The organism is Arenibacter certesii DSM 19833 (assembly GCF_000429545.1).
GTDB lineage: Bacteria > Bacteroidota > Bacteroidia > Flavobacteriales > Flavobacteriaceae > Arenibacter > Arenibacter certesii.
On record NZ_AUCB01000035.1, the window covers coordinates 39,969 to 55,982 of the forward strand.

Below are 16,014 nucleotides of genomic sequence, written 5' to 3' on the forward strand. Positions count from 1 at the left end.
GTAAAAGGCAATGAGCCTGTAGATTTAAATGACTTTAAAAATATAATTCATGAACTGTTTATTAAATATAAAACTTGTTGTTGCGGGAATTCTTCTATTAGGAGTAAATTTTTGGGGTTACGGCCAATTGAAAGGTAAAGTTTTTATTGACCACAACGATAATGGCAAAAAGGAAGCCTCTGAGAAAGGAGTGCAAAATGCAGTTGTTTCTGATGGTTATCATGTAGTACGAACTGACAAAAATGGAAATTATCAACTGCCGGGATGGGAAAAACAACGATTTATAACGATTTATCCAAGTGGCGATTTTAAATCGGAGAAGCGGTTTATTCCCATTACTGGTAAATCAAAATCATATGATTTTCCAGTTGAGCCTAAGATAAAGAAAGAAGAGGTGAAATTCGTACAGATTTCCGATACCGAAACGTATGAATATGGGGATTGGGTAGATAACCTAAAGAAATATGTGAAGGTCCATAAACCGGATTTTGTAGTGCATACCGGGGATATCTGTTATAGGGCGGGTATGGAATGGCATGCAGATAATTTAACGGAAAAAGATATGGGTATCCCGGTTTATTATTGTCTTGGTAACCATGACTTAGTAAAAGGTGATTATGGAGAGCAGTTTTTTGAAGAAAAATTTGGACCTGCATGGTACGCCTTTGAGGAAGGCAATACTTTATTTGTTATTACCCCTATGATGGGTGGTGACTTTCCCCCTGGGTTTAATCATGAGGATATTGGTGGTTGGCTTCAAAATTTATTGAAGGCTTACGATAAGAATCAGCCTAAAATGTTTTTTAACCATGATCTATTGACGAATGGTGATAGTTTTGTTTTTAAGAAGAATAAAAATGAGTCAATAGTTTTGGAAGACTATAATTTAAAAGCCTGGTTATATGGGCATTGGCATATTAACATGGTGAAAACCCATGGGAATTCAGGGGTAGTATCCTATAGTACTGCTACCCTAGCGAAGGGGGGGATAGACCACTCGCCGTCAAGTTTTAGAGTGATTGATGTAGATAAAAATGGCAATCACAAATCTGAGTTAATTTGGAGCCATTTGGAAAGGGAAATTGAAATAGTAAGCCCACAAAAAAACCAGCTGAGATTAAATGATAGTGGGAATATAGAGATATCTGTTAATGTTTATGACAGTGGTTCTGCTATAGATAGTGTTCGTTATAGTGTATGGGGCAAGGACGAATTTAATTGGGATAACCTGTTGTATAAGTCAAAGTGGAAGTTGATGACCAAAACTTCCGATTGGAACTGGAGAGCAACTTATTTCCCAAACGATAGAAGGGACTTTGAGTTGGTCGTGGATGCATATTTGAAAAGTGGTGAAGTACTGCATAGAAAGCAAAACTTTAGAATAGATGACAAGAGTTTTAACGAAACATCTAATGGTATATGGTCAAATATGGCGGGGAATAAGGAGCATCATCCTGTGGTAGATATTAAACAGCAAGCTCCTTATACCATGGAATGGACAGCTAATGTAGGGAGCAATATCTATATGAGTTCACCTGTAATTATGGATAATTATGTATTAACAGCAGGATTTGATGATAGTAATGCGGAGAACTGCTTTATTGTTTGTTGGAATACTACTTCAGGCGAAGAGCTATGGAGGTATAAGACTAAAAATGGTGTTAAGAATCAGATGGTCATCGCTCAAGAAAAAGTGATAGCTACGGATATGATCGGCCATACCTATGCCATAGATATCGCTTCAGGAGAATTGGCTTGGGAGAATGATTTAAAATATAACAGAGCTCCCGGGTTTATTACTGGCTTAGTCACCGACGGGAAAATTGTATACACTGGATTTTCTGAATCTCTTTCCGCATTGGATGTAAATACTGGAAAAGTTTTATGGCGAAATACTGCTTGGAGTGGAGGGGAGGGTACTACACCCACAATGACCATTGCAGACGATGTGATTATTGCATCACGTCATTGGGGAGCTATTTATGCCCACAATAGGTTTACGGGAGAATTATTATGGTCTAGAAGTGATGAAGGTCTTCGTTTTAGGGATGGTGTTTTAAGTTATAAAGATAAGTCTCTTTGGGTTGCCGAACAAGACAAGTTTCATCAACTAGATCTAAAAACAGGGAAGACAGTCCATAGTTTTATAACTGGAATGCAGCATACCGGAACCTCGGCACCTATAGTATTGCAAGACAAGGCCATCCTCTCTGGGTCTCATCCAGGTATAGCCTCGTTCGACTTAAAGACGGGAAATAAAAATTGGGAGTTTCAAGTAGATCCTGCCTTATTTTATACTCCTTCCTATTTTTCAGATCAGCAACAGAGTGTAGAAACCACGCCTATATTGGTAGGAGAGAACCTAATTTTTGGGGCAATGGACGGTAAAATATATGTGTTACGGGCAGATACGGGGCAGCTTGTGTGGAAAACCTCTTTAGGAGCCCCGGTGATTACCTCGGCGGCAATAATTAAGAAAGGGTTTTTTATATGTGACTTTGCCGGAAATATTTACTTTTTTAAATCAGACCAAAAATGAAAAGAATTATTAAAAATTTATTAGGATTGTTTATTCTATTACAGGGAGTTTCAACTTTTGCTCAATCAAATTCCAAATTTATAAAGGGACAAAAATTAGAGGAATCACCTTCAACGGTATTTTTTATTGGTGTTGATGGTTTGAGTGTTGATGGACTTACGAAGGCTAACACGCCTACTTTGGATATGTTTATGAAAATGGGAGCCAGTTCTTTAAAAGCACGAGGTGTTATGCCAACTAGTAGTGGTCCAAATTGGGGTTCCATGCTTTTGGGTGCAGGTCCTGAACAACATGGTATAACCAGTAATGGTTGGCGAGTTAATGAATATAGCATTGAAGCTACTATAAAAGATGAGGATGGATTTTTCCCGTCGGTTTTCGATATTATTAAAAAAGAGGATTCAAAAGCAAAACTAGCCGTATTTCATGAATGGGGAACCATTAAAGATTTATTCAATACCAAAGTTTTGCACCATATTGAAAAAACCGGTGATATGAATGAATCTTTGGATAAGGCTTTTGCGTATTATAAAGAGGAGCGTCCCAAATTTGTCTTTATCCATTTAGATGCTGTTGACGGAGCCGGTCATACATTCGGTCACGGTTCAACCGAATATTATCAAGAAATTGAAATGATAGATAATGCACTTGGTTCGTTTTTTGAAAAGCTGAAAAAGCTAAATAAAGAAGAAGGTACTGTTGTAAATATATTGGTAACATCAGACCACGGGGGTGTTGGCACCAGTCACGGTGGAAGTACAATGGACGAAATAATCATTCCATGGATTTTGGTTGGCCCAAATGTGAACAGAGGACATACCATTAAGCAACCGATTAATACCTATGATACGCCTGCAACGATTTTACGGCTGTTGGATGCAGATAAACACATTCCAATTCAATGGACTGGAAAACCTGTCCTAGAAGCTTTAAAAAACTAAGATCTATGCATTTAAGGAATAGGATTATGGTAATGTTTACATTGCTATTTTCGATTATAATTCGTGCTCAAGAACCTGTTGTTCAAATTGATTTTGATATTCATGATAATCAATATCAAGGAATTAGTATTCCTGAAACCCCAGAGCATCTATTTGCTGCACAACAACATTCATTTTCTGAAGGTTTGGAAGGTAGAGCTATAGATTTTTCTGAGGACGGTACTATTAGAATGCCCTTAAAACTGAAACCAGAAGTAGAACTGGAATACCATGCCGATACTTCTTTAACGGTAGAATTATGGGTAAAGACCAAAGCAGATGCAGGGCAAGGGACTCCTATTGCAGGAAATAAGAAGGATAAAAACACAGAAAATAAGGGTTGGTTAATTTATGCCGAAGAAGATGGTAGTTGGTCACTCTTGGTTAGCGATGGTAAGCAACAACATATTTACAATCCCACGATAAAGCGTCAAAAAATTAATGATGGTAAATGGCATCAAATAGCCTTTTCTATTGATAGGGTTAATGAAGAAATATGGATGTATTTTGACGGTGTTAACGTAGCGATCTATAATGCAAGTGGACTAAAAGATTTAAAAAGTGATCTAGAGACTACTTTTGTTGGAACTTCAGGACGGTGGGAATATTTTGGGCAATGGGAAGCCTTTAATGGGTTTATGGATAACATTTCTGTTTGGGAAACGGTGCTACCTACAGCAAAAATATCTGAAAACTATCAGAAGTATTTTCAGCAAAATAAGCCCATATATCCAATAAATGAACTAAAATTATTTACGTGGAATATTTGGCAAGGGGGAAAACGATTTGGGAAAGAGGTAGGTTTAAATCGGGTAATAAATATCATTAAAGATGCCAACCCGGATGTAGTGACACTTATTGAAACTTATGGTTCTGGTGAAGAAATTGCAGACGCTCTAGGATATCATTTTTATCTAATAAGTTCCAATCTTTCGATTATGAGTCGTTTTCCTATTAAGAAAACAATAAAAGCATTTAAATCGTTCAATTTTGGAGGGGTTGTATTACAAGTAGATCAAGACAAAGAAGTTGTGGTCTTAGACACCTGGTTACATTATTTGCCAGATTACCATAGCAATATTATAAAAGGAGAGATAACTTCGGAAGAACTAGTAAAAGAAGAGGCCGACACCCGATTAAATGAAATAAATCAGATATTAAAGGAAATAAAACCGATTTTGGACAATGCGGATAAAACACCAATTATTATGGCTGGTGATTTTAACACCAACTCACATTTAGATTGGACAGAAGCAACCAAAGACGCCCATTTAGGTTATGTGGTGGAATGGCCCGTAACTAAGGTTATGCATAACCATGGATTTACCGATAGTTATAGAGAGTTAAACCCAAATCCCTTAACTGATCCAGGGTATTCTGCATGGCCATACAGTAGGCGTTTTGGGCAGCGCTATGTGGAAAGCAGAATAGATTATATTTTCTATAAAGGAAGAAACATTAGAGCCTTAGAATCTAAAGTAGTGAACTATCACCCTATTATGTTTCCATCTGACCATGCCGCCTTTTTAACTATTTTTCAATTGAAATAAATGAGAAAAAGCTTTAAAAATAATATTCAAATTGCGACGATTTTATTGTTACTACTATGTTTAGGTTGCAAAAACAAGTCTAATACCTTAGACAATTCCAAGTTTTCTTCATTAAAAGTAATGACCTGGAACATTTGGGGGGAATATAATTTGGAGCCACGCTATACCATGGAAGGTAAAACATCCCGACAGCGGGTTGTTGAAATTATTAAAGATAGTGGTGCGGATATTATTACCATGACCGAAACGTATGGTTCTGCACAAGCCATATCAAAGGCATTGGACTATTACTATTATACCCCTTCACCAGATGCTAACCTGACCATTCTTAGCAGATATCCTTTAGAGGATTTTGGAAATGTAAACGGTTTATCTCCTTTTTCCTTTATTGTTGCGACTGCTATTTTACCAAGTAATCAGAAAATTAGGGTTTATAACCTATGGCTAACCAGTGGAGGAAGGCATATTGTAGCTATTAAAGATAATAACCTCTCCGATGCTGAATTTAATGATGGTGATGAAAATCGTTACCAACATATTCAGCAGCTACTTCAACATGAGGACTTTAAAAAGGATTTGGCAAATAAAGATCAGATTCCATTAATTGTTGCTGGAGATTTCAACTGTGTTTCTCATTTGGATTTCACGGAGGAAACAAAAGCTAGTGGGCTCAATTTTAATAGGCTGGTTGCCAATAAAACTTCCATAGCTATGGACAAGGCCGGTTTTACCGATACATATAGATCAACTAACCCTAAAATTACTCAAGAAACTTTGGGATATACTTGGACTACTGTAGGGTTGGAATTTACTTATGAATCTGACTTGGGCTTTGTACCCATTAAAACGGATACACATCCTGAACCTGAATACAGAAATCCTTTTGCTAGAATAGATTTTATATATAGCACCGGCGAAAATATAATCCCCATTAATTCTAAAACCATTGTCCATCATAGTTCTAATTTAAACAGGAGTTTTCCAGAATTCCCATCCGATCACGGTGCGGTATTAACGACTTTTCAAATAAATCAAAATAAATGAATTTAAGATATCCTATTTTAATCTTTTTGTTTGGTATTACGAGTATTGTTTTTTCACAAGAAAACTTACGGATATTAACCTTTAATATTTGGGATCCTGCTGATATCCCATTTTGGGAAAAACACGCTAATGGTTACCCAGTTGATAAATTGGTAACTTACGTTACAGAAGATAATGCTGATGTTTTATTGTTCCAGGAAGTAACTTTGGAAAAACCACCTCATCATCAATCTTACAACAGTATTAAAAATAAACTTTTTAAGAAAGGATATATTTATTCTGCCTTTTACAAACCTAACGGGACTACGGGTTATGTTCCTAATTCTACAAATAGTGGTTATCCATTAGCTATATTCAGCAAATTTCCAATTGAAGAAACCTTTACGACGCAACAAACAACTGAAAAAAGGATGGGAAAGGGTTTATTAGGTATTAAAATAAGAGTTAATGATAAGCCGTTATTTATATTCAACACCCATTTAAATATTGGGAACCATACTACTGATGAGGAAATTAGTAGAGTAGCATTGCCTTTTATCAAGAAGGTGACAGTCAACGATATGGTTATATTCGCTGGTGATTTCAATAGTCCACCTGCTGCAGAGTTTCCTAATTCGTCCAAAAAAATTGATGATTACACGTATAGTTCCCAAACCACACAATTTTTAATTGATGCCAAATTTAATGATGCTTGGGTGTTTCTTCCGAATAACAATAAAAAAGGTAATGGAGTAACCTGTCCTGGACAAGACGATTATATTAAACGTGTTGACCAAGTTTATTTTAAAGGGAATGGTTTAAAACCAACGTATGCTTTTGCAAAACGCAATCTGTGGGAATCTATTAATTTATTAGACCATAATGGGGTAGTGGTCGATTTTGTAATTGAATAACCGTTAACGTTTTTAGAGGACACCATTGTGAATTAAAAAAATTGATTTAAAAATTCTAATTAAAAGATATCTATCAATGAGGAAAACAATTATAGGAATGATTGTGATTATATCATTTTTGAGTGTTCACTTGGTCAACGCACAAGGTACCAAATCGGTAAAGGTGATTAGTTATAACATTTGGAACGGCTTTGATTGGGGTAAAGATTCTGATCGAAAAAAGGAGTTTATAGATTGGGTAAACGCCCAAAATCCAGATGTATTTGCCCTGCAGGAATTGTGTGGCTATTCACAGGAAAAACTGTTGGAGGATGCTAAGAAATGGGGGCATAACTATGCGGAAATTTTAAAAACTTCTGGGTATCCGGTTGGGATTACATCTAAGGAACCAATAGAAGTAAAAGAAAGGATATTGGATGATATGCATCACGGGGCCTTACATTGTAAGGTTTATGGTATTGATGTTTTTATAATTCATTTTTCACCATTTAGCCATCAAAAAAGACGGGAAGAGGCGAAAATTATATTGGACAAGTTATCCAAATTTACCACTGGGCAAGACAAGTATTTGGTTTTAGGGGATTTCAATGCTTTGTCACCTTTTGATGCCGACCTATATAAGGATAAAACATGGCTTTTGGAGGAGAAAAGAGCTTCGGAAAAAGAACACGACCATGTTAGAAACTTATTAGATGATGAATTGGAATACGGTGTAATTGGGTCTCTTTTAGGCTATCCTTTAATTGATGTTGTTCAAAGGTTTACTACCACATGGGAGGATAGATTGAGCTGTCCCACACAGGTATTTGAAACCGAAAAGGGAGAAGGCCCTAATAAAAACTCTACTCGTATAGATTATATTTTAAGCTCCCCTTTTTTAGCAAAGAGGTGTGTAAACGCAACGGTGCTTAATAAAAAAGAAACTTACTATTTATCTGACCATTATCCAATTTTAGCTGAATTTGTATGGTAGATGAGGGAATGACAATGATCTAAGCTATATATGACCGCTATGCACCTAGTAAAAGAAATCCATATAATGAAATTGAATACGGCAATCATTATACACGTGCAATGTCTAGTTATGGTGCATTTATTACAGCCTCTGGATTTACATTAAATGAACCGAATGGAAAAATAGGGTTTGCCCCTAAAATCACCCCTGAAAATTTTAGGTCAGCTTTTATTACTGGAAGTAGTTGGGGTACATTTTCTCAAAATGTAAAGAACGGACAGCAGAGAGCTAGATTAGAGATTGAATATGGTGCATTAAAACTAAAAGAAGTTAGTTTGGATGAATTGTCGGACTCAAAGCACGTGATGGTGACTTTAAATGGTGAAAAAGTAAAAGCAAAGTTGAAGAATAAAAACAATGAAGTAATGGTATCATTTAAACCTATTTCGATTATAAAAGGTGATAAACTTGAGTTTGAAATTAAATAATAATAAAATATGTCGCAGAAATTATTTTTTTTAATCGTTATAGGGGCTTTAAGTATCAGTTTACAGGCTCAGGTTGCCGAAGAATTAAAGGTCAAATCAGTAATAAACAATACTTTAGAAAATAAAGATGCTCTTTTAAAGGACTACTATAAGTTGAGCAATGAGGCTGGACTTCTAACGCGCGGTTCCCAGACAGTGTATAAAGACGAAAATTTAACCGCAATCCAATTCCCAGTAGGGGGTATTGGCACAGGGAGTATTCAATACGATGGACAGGCTGTACCACGATATTGGCAAATTTTCAATAATATGGGGCATGATTTCATCCCAAATAGTTTTTTTGCAATTCGCACAAAACAAAAACAAAAGATTAAGGTAAGAGCATTGCAAACCAAAGAAGTTGGTTCTTTTAAACCAATGAAATCTTTAGAAGCTATTGGTAGGTTTCCATTTTTAGAATATATTTTTGATGATGATCTTCCTGTAAAAGTTACGATGGAAATCTTCAATCCATTTATACCAACTAATAGTAAAGAATCTGGTATTCCTGCTGTTTTTTATGAGTTCACCATAAACAATATATCAAGTGATAAAGTGTCGGTGAATCTTTTGGCTTCACAACAAAATGCAGTGGGGTTTTCAAAATTACCACTTGTAAATCACGAGAAATCATTTGCCGATAATTTTAACTATAGTATTAGTCGTAGGCCAGTAACCGGTAATAATTTTGAGTATTACAAGGGGAATACAAACTCAATAGTTTCTGAAAAAGGAGCCGAAATTTTGTTAATGGAAGGTAATGATCCCAGTGATAGTGAACATTTTGGGGAAATGGCAATGGTTGTTTTTGATAAGGAAGGGACAACAAAAGGGATTGCTAGTTGGAATAATGAAATAGAACTCTACTCCATATTTGAAAAGTTCGGCAAATTAAAAGGCGATTTGATTGCTAAAAGTAGTGATGAAGGTAGCACATTTACTGGTGCTTTAAATACCTCATTAACATTGAAACCTGGAGAAGTTCGTACGGTTAAAATGGCATTAGTTTGGTATTTTCCTAATGGGAGAAATGGTGGTAAAGCGGATAAGTGGGATGCTTGGGGAAACGGTGATTGGGAAGGTGATGGTAATTTTTATGCGAATCATTGGAAAAGTATCAAAGAACTCACTAATTATTTAAAAGAAAACCATGAAATATTGACCCGTAGAACCCGAAATTTTACAAATTCGTTTTTTGAAACAAACTTACCGTATTGGTTAGTTGAACGTATTAGTAATCAGTTGGCTATCCTTAAAAGTCGAACTATTTTTCACGATAAAAATGGATATGTAGGGCTATGGGAAGGAACTGGGGGAGTAGATGGTTCTTGTTCAGGAAATTGTAATCATGTTTGGCATTATGCCCAATCGCATGCAAGGCTATTCCCAGAGTTGGGAAGATCGATCAGAAATCAAACCTTTAACAGTATAAAGGAGAACGGTGAAATACCATATCGCCAACCTGCGGGTAGTGTAGCGTTTGATGGGCAATGTGGGGATATATTAGGAGCTTATAGAGAGCATTTATTGTCTCCAGATAACACTTGGCTTAAAAGCCAATACCCTGCAATTAAAAAAGCGATGAACTATCTGGTGAATGGGTATGATGAAGATAAAGATGGATGGCTATCCGATACAGCCAAACACACAACATACGATGCTTCAATGTCAGGGAATCCGTCCTTTTTAAGCTCTTTATACTTAGCAGCTTTAAGAGCTAGTGAAAAAATGGCAATTATAATGGGAGATAACAATCAGGCAGAAGAATGGAAAAATATAGCCGATAACTCAGCTAAATTACAATCAGAAAAGCTGTGGAACGGAGAGTATTTTTACCAAATACCTGGTGCAATACGTGCAACTGATTATGAAAATGCCTGTCATTCTGATCAGTTATTGGGGCAATGGTGGGCAGATCAATTGGCTTTAGGAAGTTTGTATCCCGATTATAAAATTAAGTCAGCAAACGAGGCAATTTTAAAGTATAATTTTAAAAGTAATTTAAAAAATCACGATCAAGGCCATAGAACCTTTGCCTTACCTGAGGAAGCGGGAATGGTAGTGAGTACGTGGCCAAACAAAGATAGAACTGAATACGCGTCGGGGTATTCTAGTGAGGTGTGGTCCACTTTTGAATATACCATAGGGGCCTCCTTAATTAAATATAATAAAATCCGAGATGCGCTAACTATTTTACGGTCCGGTTATAACCGTTATGATGGAAAATTAAGAACAGGTTATATAGGAGACTGGGGTAATTTTGGGTTTAGCGGAAATCCTTTCGGTGATGATGAATGTGGTCAGTTTTACGGAAGGGCGCTCTCTATTTGGTCAGTTCTATTAAACGCTCAGGGTTTTGAGTACAATGGACCGGAGCAAATAATTGGATTTGACCCAAAATGGAAACCAGAAAATCACACATCATTCTTTTCTACTGCAGAAGGTTGGGGTAATTTTTCTCAAAATCGAGATGGAAGCACTCAAATAAATACTATAACTCTGAAATACGGAAAACTAAACCTTTCACAAATCATTTTAACATTAGAAAGAGAGATTCAAGATGAGGTAAGTGTAACCATTAATGGAGAAGACATTAAGGTTACTTCAAAAAATAAAGCAGGAAAACTATCCATTGAATTTGAAACCCTTAACCTGGTTGCTGGAGATATAATTACCATTAAAATTTAATTTATGGTTGTAGATGACCATTGAATAACAATACATGAAAACAAATGAAACGACGTGAATTTATTAATCGAGTAGGGATAGGGGCAACAGCTTCATTGATGCCTTCAACATTATTATCATTTACACCAGCACTTTTTTCTGAAAAACGGGCAAGGCAAGTGAAAATTGGTATTGTATCGGATGTACATAAGGACTTAATGCCAGATGCCGATGAACGTTTAGAAATCTTTATTAACAAGGCGATTGATAAGAAAGTAGATTTTATAATTCAAATGGGCGACTTCTGTTTCGCAGAAACAAAAAATAAAGGTTTTTTAAATATTTGGGAACAGTTTAAAGGCCCAAAATATCATGTTTTAGGCAATCATGATATGGATAGAAATTCGAAAGAAGAAATGTTGGATTTCTGGGAGATGCCTAAAACCTATTATTCATATGATTTTTGGGGTTATCATTTTATAGTATTAGATGCCAATTTTATATATCAAGACGGGAAGTTCATCGACTATAAAAATGCCAATTTCTATGTAGATGATAGTGCTAGAACCTTTATAGATAATGAACAAATAGAATGGTTTAAAGCAGATTTAGAGGCTACAAAACTCCCTACCATAGTGTTTTCACATCAAAGTTTATGGCACTACCAATGGGGGGTTAAAAACCGTTTAACGCTTCAGAAAATAATGGAAGCTCATAAAGAAAAGGTGATTTGTTGCCTAAACGGTCATAATCATTTGGATTATCATCATCATCAAAATGGAATTGATTATATAGAAATTAATAGTATGTCGTATCAATGGTTGTCAGCCAAATATAAAAGTACTCAGCGTTTTCCAAAAGAGTTTTATGACCAATACGGCAATCTTCCCCAAATAGGTGCTTATAAAGATCCATTATACGCATTTGCAACACTAAATGCAAAGGGTACAATGGAGATAGAAGGAGTAAAAAGTACATGGATGTCACCTTCTCCTTATGATATGGGTATGGAGAAAGGAATTGATGGGATGGTTTATTCAGCTAAAATGTCAGATTATAAAATAAAATTTAAAAAGAGGTAGAATGGAACGCCGGAAATTCTTACAAAACACGATTCAAACAGGTATTGCATTGTCTATTCCATTACCCTTATCTGCGTTTCAATCAAATGGTCATAAAAAGCTAAGAATAGGTTTGGTTGCAGATGTGCATCAAGATACTATACATGATGGCTATGAGCGCCTAAAGTATTTTATGGATGATATGAATGAACGCCAACCTGATTTTTTAATTCAATTGGGAGATTTTGCCCTTCCTCATAAGTATAATGAACCATTTTTAGACATCTGGAATAGTTATAAACACCCTACCTATCATGTACTGGGTAACCATGATATGGATGATGGATTTACAAAGGAAGAAACTATGGCTTGGTGGGGAATGAAAGAACGTTATTATTCTTTTGATAGTAATGGATTTCATTTTGTGGTTTTGGATGGTAATAAAAAAGGTGCTCCATGGATAGGCTATATTGATGAAGAACAGCAAGAATGGCTAAAACAAGATTTAGCAGGTACAAAAAGTCCAACGATTATAGTTTGTCACCAAAGTTTAGAAAGAGAACATGATTGGGGAGTGACCAATGGGGATCAAATTAGATCGATTATTGGACAAGCAAATATGGATGATAATAAAGCAAAGGTTATTGCTTGTTTAAGTGGGCATCATCATGAAGATTATGTAAGGGTTATTAATACTATTCCTTACATACAAATCAATAGTATGTCATATAAATCCTTAGGTGATGGTAAATATTCAAATATTCGTTTTCCAAAGCATATAGAACATGCACATCCTATTTTAAAGCTAACATTTCCGTACAGAGACCCATTATATACTATGTTGACCATTGATCCAGAAGATCATACTATACATATTGAAGGGTGTTCAACTGTATATATTTCTCCATCACCTAAAGAGGCAGGTTTAGATGATGAAGGCAAAATAACTTCGACTATTACGGAACGAAATATTAAATATTAAAATGAAGAATATAAAAATAGTTAAAGCAATTACTATCCTGGCGCTTATGTGTGCCTGCAATATGGGAAAAGGACCTGAAAGGGAAACAATCTTAATAGAAGAAGTTAAGGAGACCTCAAATTGGAAAACAGATTTAGAGGCTAAATTGAAATTATATGGACATCGAAACTGGATAGTTATTGCCGATGCTGCCTACCCACAACAAAGTAATCCAGCTGTTGAGACCATTACAATTAATGCCTCCCAGCTTGAGACTGTAGAATATGTTAGTGAGTTAATATCAAAATCCATCCATGTAGATGCTAATATTTTTGTGGATAAGGAAATGACTTTTGTTCCAGAAAAAAATGCCAAAGGAATTACAGACTATAGAAACAATTTATTTTCCATTTTAGAAGGAAAACCTGTAAAAACGATAATGCATGAAGATATTATTCGTGAACTAGATGCATCAGCAAAATTATTTAATGTGCTAATTCTTAAAACAAATCTAGCAATTCCATATACCTCGGTCTTCTTTCAACTGGAATGTGGTTATTGGAATTCAGATTCCGAAAATGAATTGAGAGAAGCTATGAATAATAATTAAGGCTATTTATATCATGGATGAATTTGTAGATATACTTGATTGTGAAGGAAAGAGGACGGGGGAATCTTGTCTGAAATCGGAAGCTCACAAAAATGGCTATTGGCATCCTTGTGTTCATGTGTGGCTCTACACAAAAGATGGTGATCTACTAATTCAGAAGAGAACAGCTACTAAGGAAACTTTTCCGAATGCTTGGGATGTTTCCGTTGCTGGTCATGTTAGAGCAGGAGAAAGTTTTTTGGAAGCTGCTCAAAGAGAAGTATTGGAAGAAATTGGTCTCAATATTCAAATAAATGATCTAAAGTTTATTGGAAACTATGCAACAGATATAATACATAATCAGTCTCTTATTGATAGAGAATACCATCATGTATATATAGTGAAGTTGATTAAACCCATAGAAGAATTGTCGTTACAGGCAGAGGAAGTTTCTCAATTAAAATTAATTTCAATCTCCATATTAAAAGAAGTCTTAATTTGTGATATTGATGAATTTCAGTTTGTTCCGTATGGTTTAGATTATTTTGACATGGTTTTTAATGCAATTTAATTTCCCTCATAGTTCATTAGAAATTAGTTTCATAATGGTAGTGAATAAAGAAGGAAATAGTAATGTGCTATTCTTAAATACTACATCAATATTATTTGATTTTAATAATAACATTTATCCTATAACAGATCTAAGCTGGTTTAAAACAAAGTGTACTTGAAAAATATAATAATAAATCAAATTCGATATGGAATCTAAAAGTATTCAAAAATCAGAATATAGTAGAAGAAATTTTTTAAAAGCATCAACCTTGGCTGGAGCAGCAATGGTGTTACCAGTTGATGTACTTGGTGTTAACCTAGGAAGAGAGAAAATAGAAATTGGTTTAATCGCTGATATACATCAGGATGTTATGCACGATGGGGAAGAACGATTGCAAGCCTTTTTAGATGCTGCAAATAGACGTAATCCAGATTTTATTATGCAAATGGGAGATTTTTGTGTTCCCCACGACCATAATAAAGGTTTTATGACGCGGTGGAATAACTATCAAGGAGAGAAGTACCATATTCTTGGAAATCATGACATGGACCACGGCTTTAGTAAAGAACAAACTATGGCTTATTGGGGAATGCCTAAAAAATATTATTCATTTGATAAGAAAGGAGTACACTTTATTGTTTTGGATGGTAATGACCAAAATCCTAAACCATGGAGTGGATATAAGCGCTATATAGGCGACGCTCAAAAACAATGGTTGATAAAAGATTTGGAAAAAACAAACAAACCAACTATTGTATTTAGTCATCAAACATTAGAGCTAGAAGAAACTGGAGGCGTTGCTAATTTTAAAGAGATTCAGGATATTTTTGAAAATGCGAATAATAACGCTGGATTCAAAAAAGTGTTATGTTGCTTGAGTGGACATCATCACACCGATTTTATGACGCAAATCAATGATATATATTACGTTCAAATTAATAGTGCATCTTATTATTGGGTGGGTGATGATTATAAAACAGTACGTTTTAGTGAGGCTGTTGATAAAACTCATCCCTGGATAAAGTATACGGTTCCATATAAAGAATCCTTATTTACATTTATGACGATAAAGAACAATAGAATAATAATCGAACCAAGAAAAACGGAGTTTGTTGGCCCTGGCCCCGATGAATTGGGAATGCCTAAATCTCATCCTCATGAGCCAATTGTACCAACTATTTCAGGATTTAAAATGAAAATATAATGATGATATTTCTACTAAATTCATTATTTATAAATGTTTGATTTAGGAGATATTATTTTATTCTGAATGCCACATCCCTATCACCATTCAGTATATCTAGTTTCACTTTTAGTTTCTCATGCTTCCCTAAAGTAAATTTAGGGTAAACAAATACAAATCGAATTATTAGACCTTTGGGAACCACTTGTAGCATGTTATAACGGTATATAGGCGAGAGCAGAAGCTCTTTATAGGAAGCCTTTCGTCTTTTATTTCCGTTCACGTTAAATAGGTCGATTCTGAACTATTTTATAAATAGGAGTACAAATGCATCGGCAGAATCCTTTAACGCAAAAATAAAAGCTTTTAGGGCACAGTTCAGAGGCGTAAGAAATACGAAATTCTTCCTCTTTAGGTTAACTCAACTATTTGCATAAATATTCAAATACCCAGAAATTGGACTTGATCCCGATTTTTGTATAAACACAACAATTGGTCATGATCCGCTTGAT

The 16,014-nt window shown here is 35.3% G+C and carries 13 protein-coding genes and 1 pseudogene; all 14 read left to right on the forward strand.

Features of this window, described 5'->3' with window-relative positions:
* Positions 1 to 49: 49 nt before the first annotated feature.
* Complete coding sequence (locus G466_RS0115445; protein ID WP_026814468.1) at positions 50 to 2,539, forward strand: outer membrane protein assembly factor BamB family protein; 2,490 nt, start codon at positions 50 to 52, stop codon at positions 2,537 to 2,539.
* Positions 2,536 to 3,480, forward strand: a complete 945-nt coding sequence (locus G466_RS22265; protein ID WP_051315717.1) for an alkaline phosphatase — start codon at positions 2,536 to 2,538, stop codon at positions 3,478 to 3,480. The genes G466_RS0115445 and G466_RS22265 overlap by 4 nt, the downstream gene beginning before the upstream one ends.
* Positions 3,481 to 3,485: 5 nt before the next feature.
* The gene (locus G466_RS23270; protein WP_026814469.1) at positions 3,486 to 5,069 is read left to right on the forward strand and encodes an endonuclease/exonuclease/phosphatase family protein; all 1,584 of its coding nucleotides are present in this window, start codon (positions 3,486 to 3,488) and stop codon (positions 5,067 to 5,069) included.
* A gap of 120 nt (positions 5,070 to 5,189) precedes the next feature.
* Entirely contained in the window at positions 5,190 to 6,113 is a 924-nt protein-coding gene (locus G466_RS0115460) for an endonuclease/exonuclease/phosphatase family protein (RefSeq protein ID WP_169720762.1), read from the forward strand.
* Positions 6,110 to 7,006 (forward strand): endonuclease/exonuclease/phosphatase family protein, encoded by an 897-nt coding sequence (locus G466_RS0115465; RefSeq protein ID WP_026814471.1) that lies wholly within the window; start codon positions 6,110 to 6,112, stop codon positions 7,004 to 7,006. The genes G466_RS0115460 and G466_RS0115465 overlap by 4 nt, the downstream gene beginning before the upstream one ends.
* 76 nt (positions 7,007 to 7,082) lie before the next feature.
* The gene (locus G466_RS0115470; protein ID WP_026814472.1) at positions 7,083 to 7,979 is read left to right on the forward strand and encodes an endonuclease/exonuclease/phosphatase family protein; all 897 of its coding nucleotides are present in this window, start codon (positions 7,083 to 7,085) and stop codon (positions 7,977 to 7,979) included.
* A 101-nt stretch (positions 7,980 to 8,080) separates the two neighbouring features.
* Entirely contained in the window at positions 8,081 to 8,449 is a 369-nt protein-coding gene (locus G466_RS0115475) for a hypothetical protein (RefSeq protein ID WP_026814473.1), read from the forward strand.
* Positions 8,450 to 8,458: 9 nt separating this feature from the next.
* On the forward strand, positions 8,459 to 11,176 hold the full coding sequence (locus G466_RS23275; protein WP_051315718.1) for a GH116 family glycosyl-hydrolase: 2,718 nt from the start codon (positions 8,459 to 8,461) through the stop codon (positions 11,174 to 11,176).
* A 44-nt stretch (positions 11,177 to 11,220) separates the two neighbouring features.
* Positions 11,221 to 12,237 carry a metallophosphoesterase family protein gene (locus G466_RS0115485; protein WP_026814474.1) on the forward strand — a complete coding sequence of 339 codons (1,017 nt, stop codon included), beginning with the start codon at positions 11,221 to 11,223 and terminating at the stop codon, positions 12,235 to 12,237.
* A gap of 1 nt (position 12,238) precedes the next feature.
* A complete protein-coding gene (locus G466_RS0115490) occupies positions 12,239 to 13,198 on the forward strand; it encodes a metallophosphoesterase family protein (RefSeq protein WP_026814475.1) in 960 nt (319 codons plus the stop codon).
* Position 13,199: 1 nt separating this feature from the next.
* A complete protein-coding gene (locus G466_RS22280) occupies positions 13,200 to 13,787 on the forward strand; it encodes an RbsD/FucU domain-containing protein (protein ID WP_051315719.1) in 588 nt (195 codons plus the stop codon).
* 13 nt (positions 13,788 to 13,800) lie between these two features.
* Complete coding sequence (locus G466_RS0115500) at positions 13,801 to 14,337, forward strand: NUDIX hydrolase (protein ID WP_034235900.1); 537 nt, start codon at positions 13,801 to 13,803, stop codon at positions 14,335 to 14,337.
* 187 nt (positions 14,338 to 14,524) lie between these two features.
* Entirely contained in the window at positions 14,525 to 15,523 is a 999-nt protein-coding gene (locus G466_RS0115510) for a metallophosphoesterase (RefSeq protein WP_034235903.1), read from the forward strand.
* 275 nt (positions 15,524 to 15,798) lie between these two features.
* Positions 15,799 to 15,939: pseudogene (locus tag G466_RS23560) on the forward strand (transposase); the annotation flags it as partial.
* Between the last annotated feature and the right edge of the window lie 75 nt (positions 15,940 to 16,014).

Bases quoted from the DNA above. Each gene is read 5' to 3' on its own strand.
- G466_RS0115500 (WP_034235900.1), top strand. From the start codon at position 13,801: ATGGATGAATTTGTAGATATACTTGATTGTGAAGGAAAGAGGACGGGG.
- G466_RS0115460 (WP_169720762.1), top strand. From the start codon at position 5,190: ATGACCTGGAACATTTGGGGGGAATATAATTTGGAGCCACGCTATACC.
- G466_RS23275 (WP_051315718.1), top strand. From the start codon at position 8,459: ATGTCGCAGAAATTATTTTTTTTAATCGTTATAGGGGCTTTAAGTATC.
- G466_RS22280 (WP_051315719.1), top strand. From the start codon at position 13,200: ATGAAGAATATAAAAATAGTTAAAGCAATTACTATCCTGGCGCTTATG.
- G466_RS0115470 (WP_026814472.1), top strand. From the start codon at position 7,083: ATGAGGAAAACAATTATAGGAATGATTGTGATTATATCATTTTTGAGT.
- G466_RS0115485 (WP_026814474.1), top strand. From the start codon at position 11,221: ATGAAACGACGTGAATTTATTAATCGAGTAGGGATAGGGGCAACAGCT.
- G466_RS0115475 (WP_026814473.1), top strand. From the start codon at position 8,081: ATGTCTAGTTATGGTGCATTTATTACAGCCTCTGGATTTACATTAAAT.
- G466_RS22265 (WP_051315717.1), top strand. From the start codon at position 2,536: ATGAAAAGAATTATTAAAAATTTATTAGGATTGTTTATTCTATTACAG.
- G466_RS23270 (WP_026814469.1), top strand. From the start codon at position 3,486: ATGCATTTAAGGAATAGGATTATGGTAATGTTTACATTGCTATTTTCG.
- G466_RS0115465 (WP_026814471.1), top strand. From the start codon at position 6,110: ATGAATTTAAGATATCCTATTTTAATCTTTTTGTTTGGTATTACGAGT.
- G466_RS0115490 (WP_026814475.1), top strand. From the start codon at position 12,239: ATGGAACGCCGGAAATTCTTACAAAACACGATTCAAACAGGTATTGCA.
- G466_RS0115445 (WP_026814468.1), top strand. From the start codon at position 50: ATGAACTGTTTATTAAATATAAAACTTGTTGTTGCGGGAATTCTTCTA.
- G466_RS0115510 (WP_034235903.1), top strand. From the start codon at position 14,525: ATGGAATCTAAAAGTATTCAAAAATCAGAATATAGTAGAAGAAATTTT.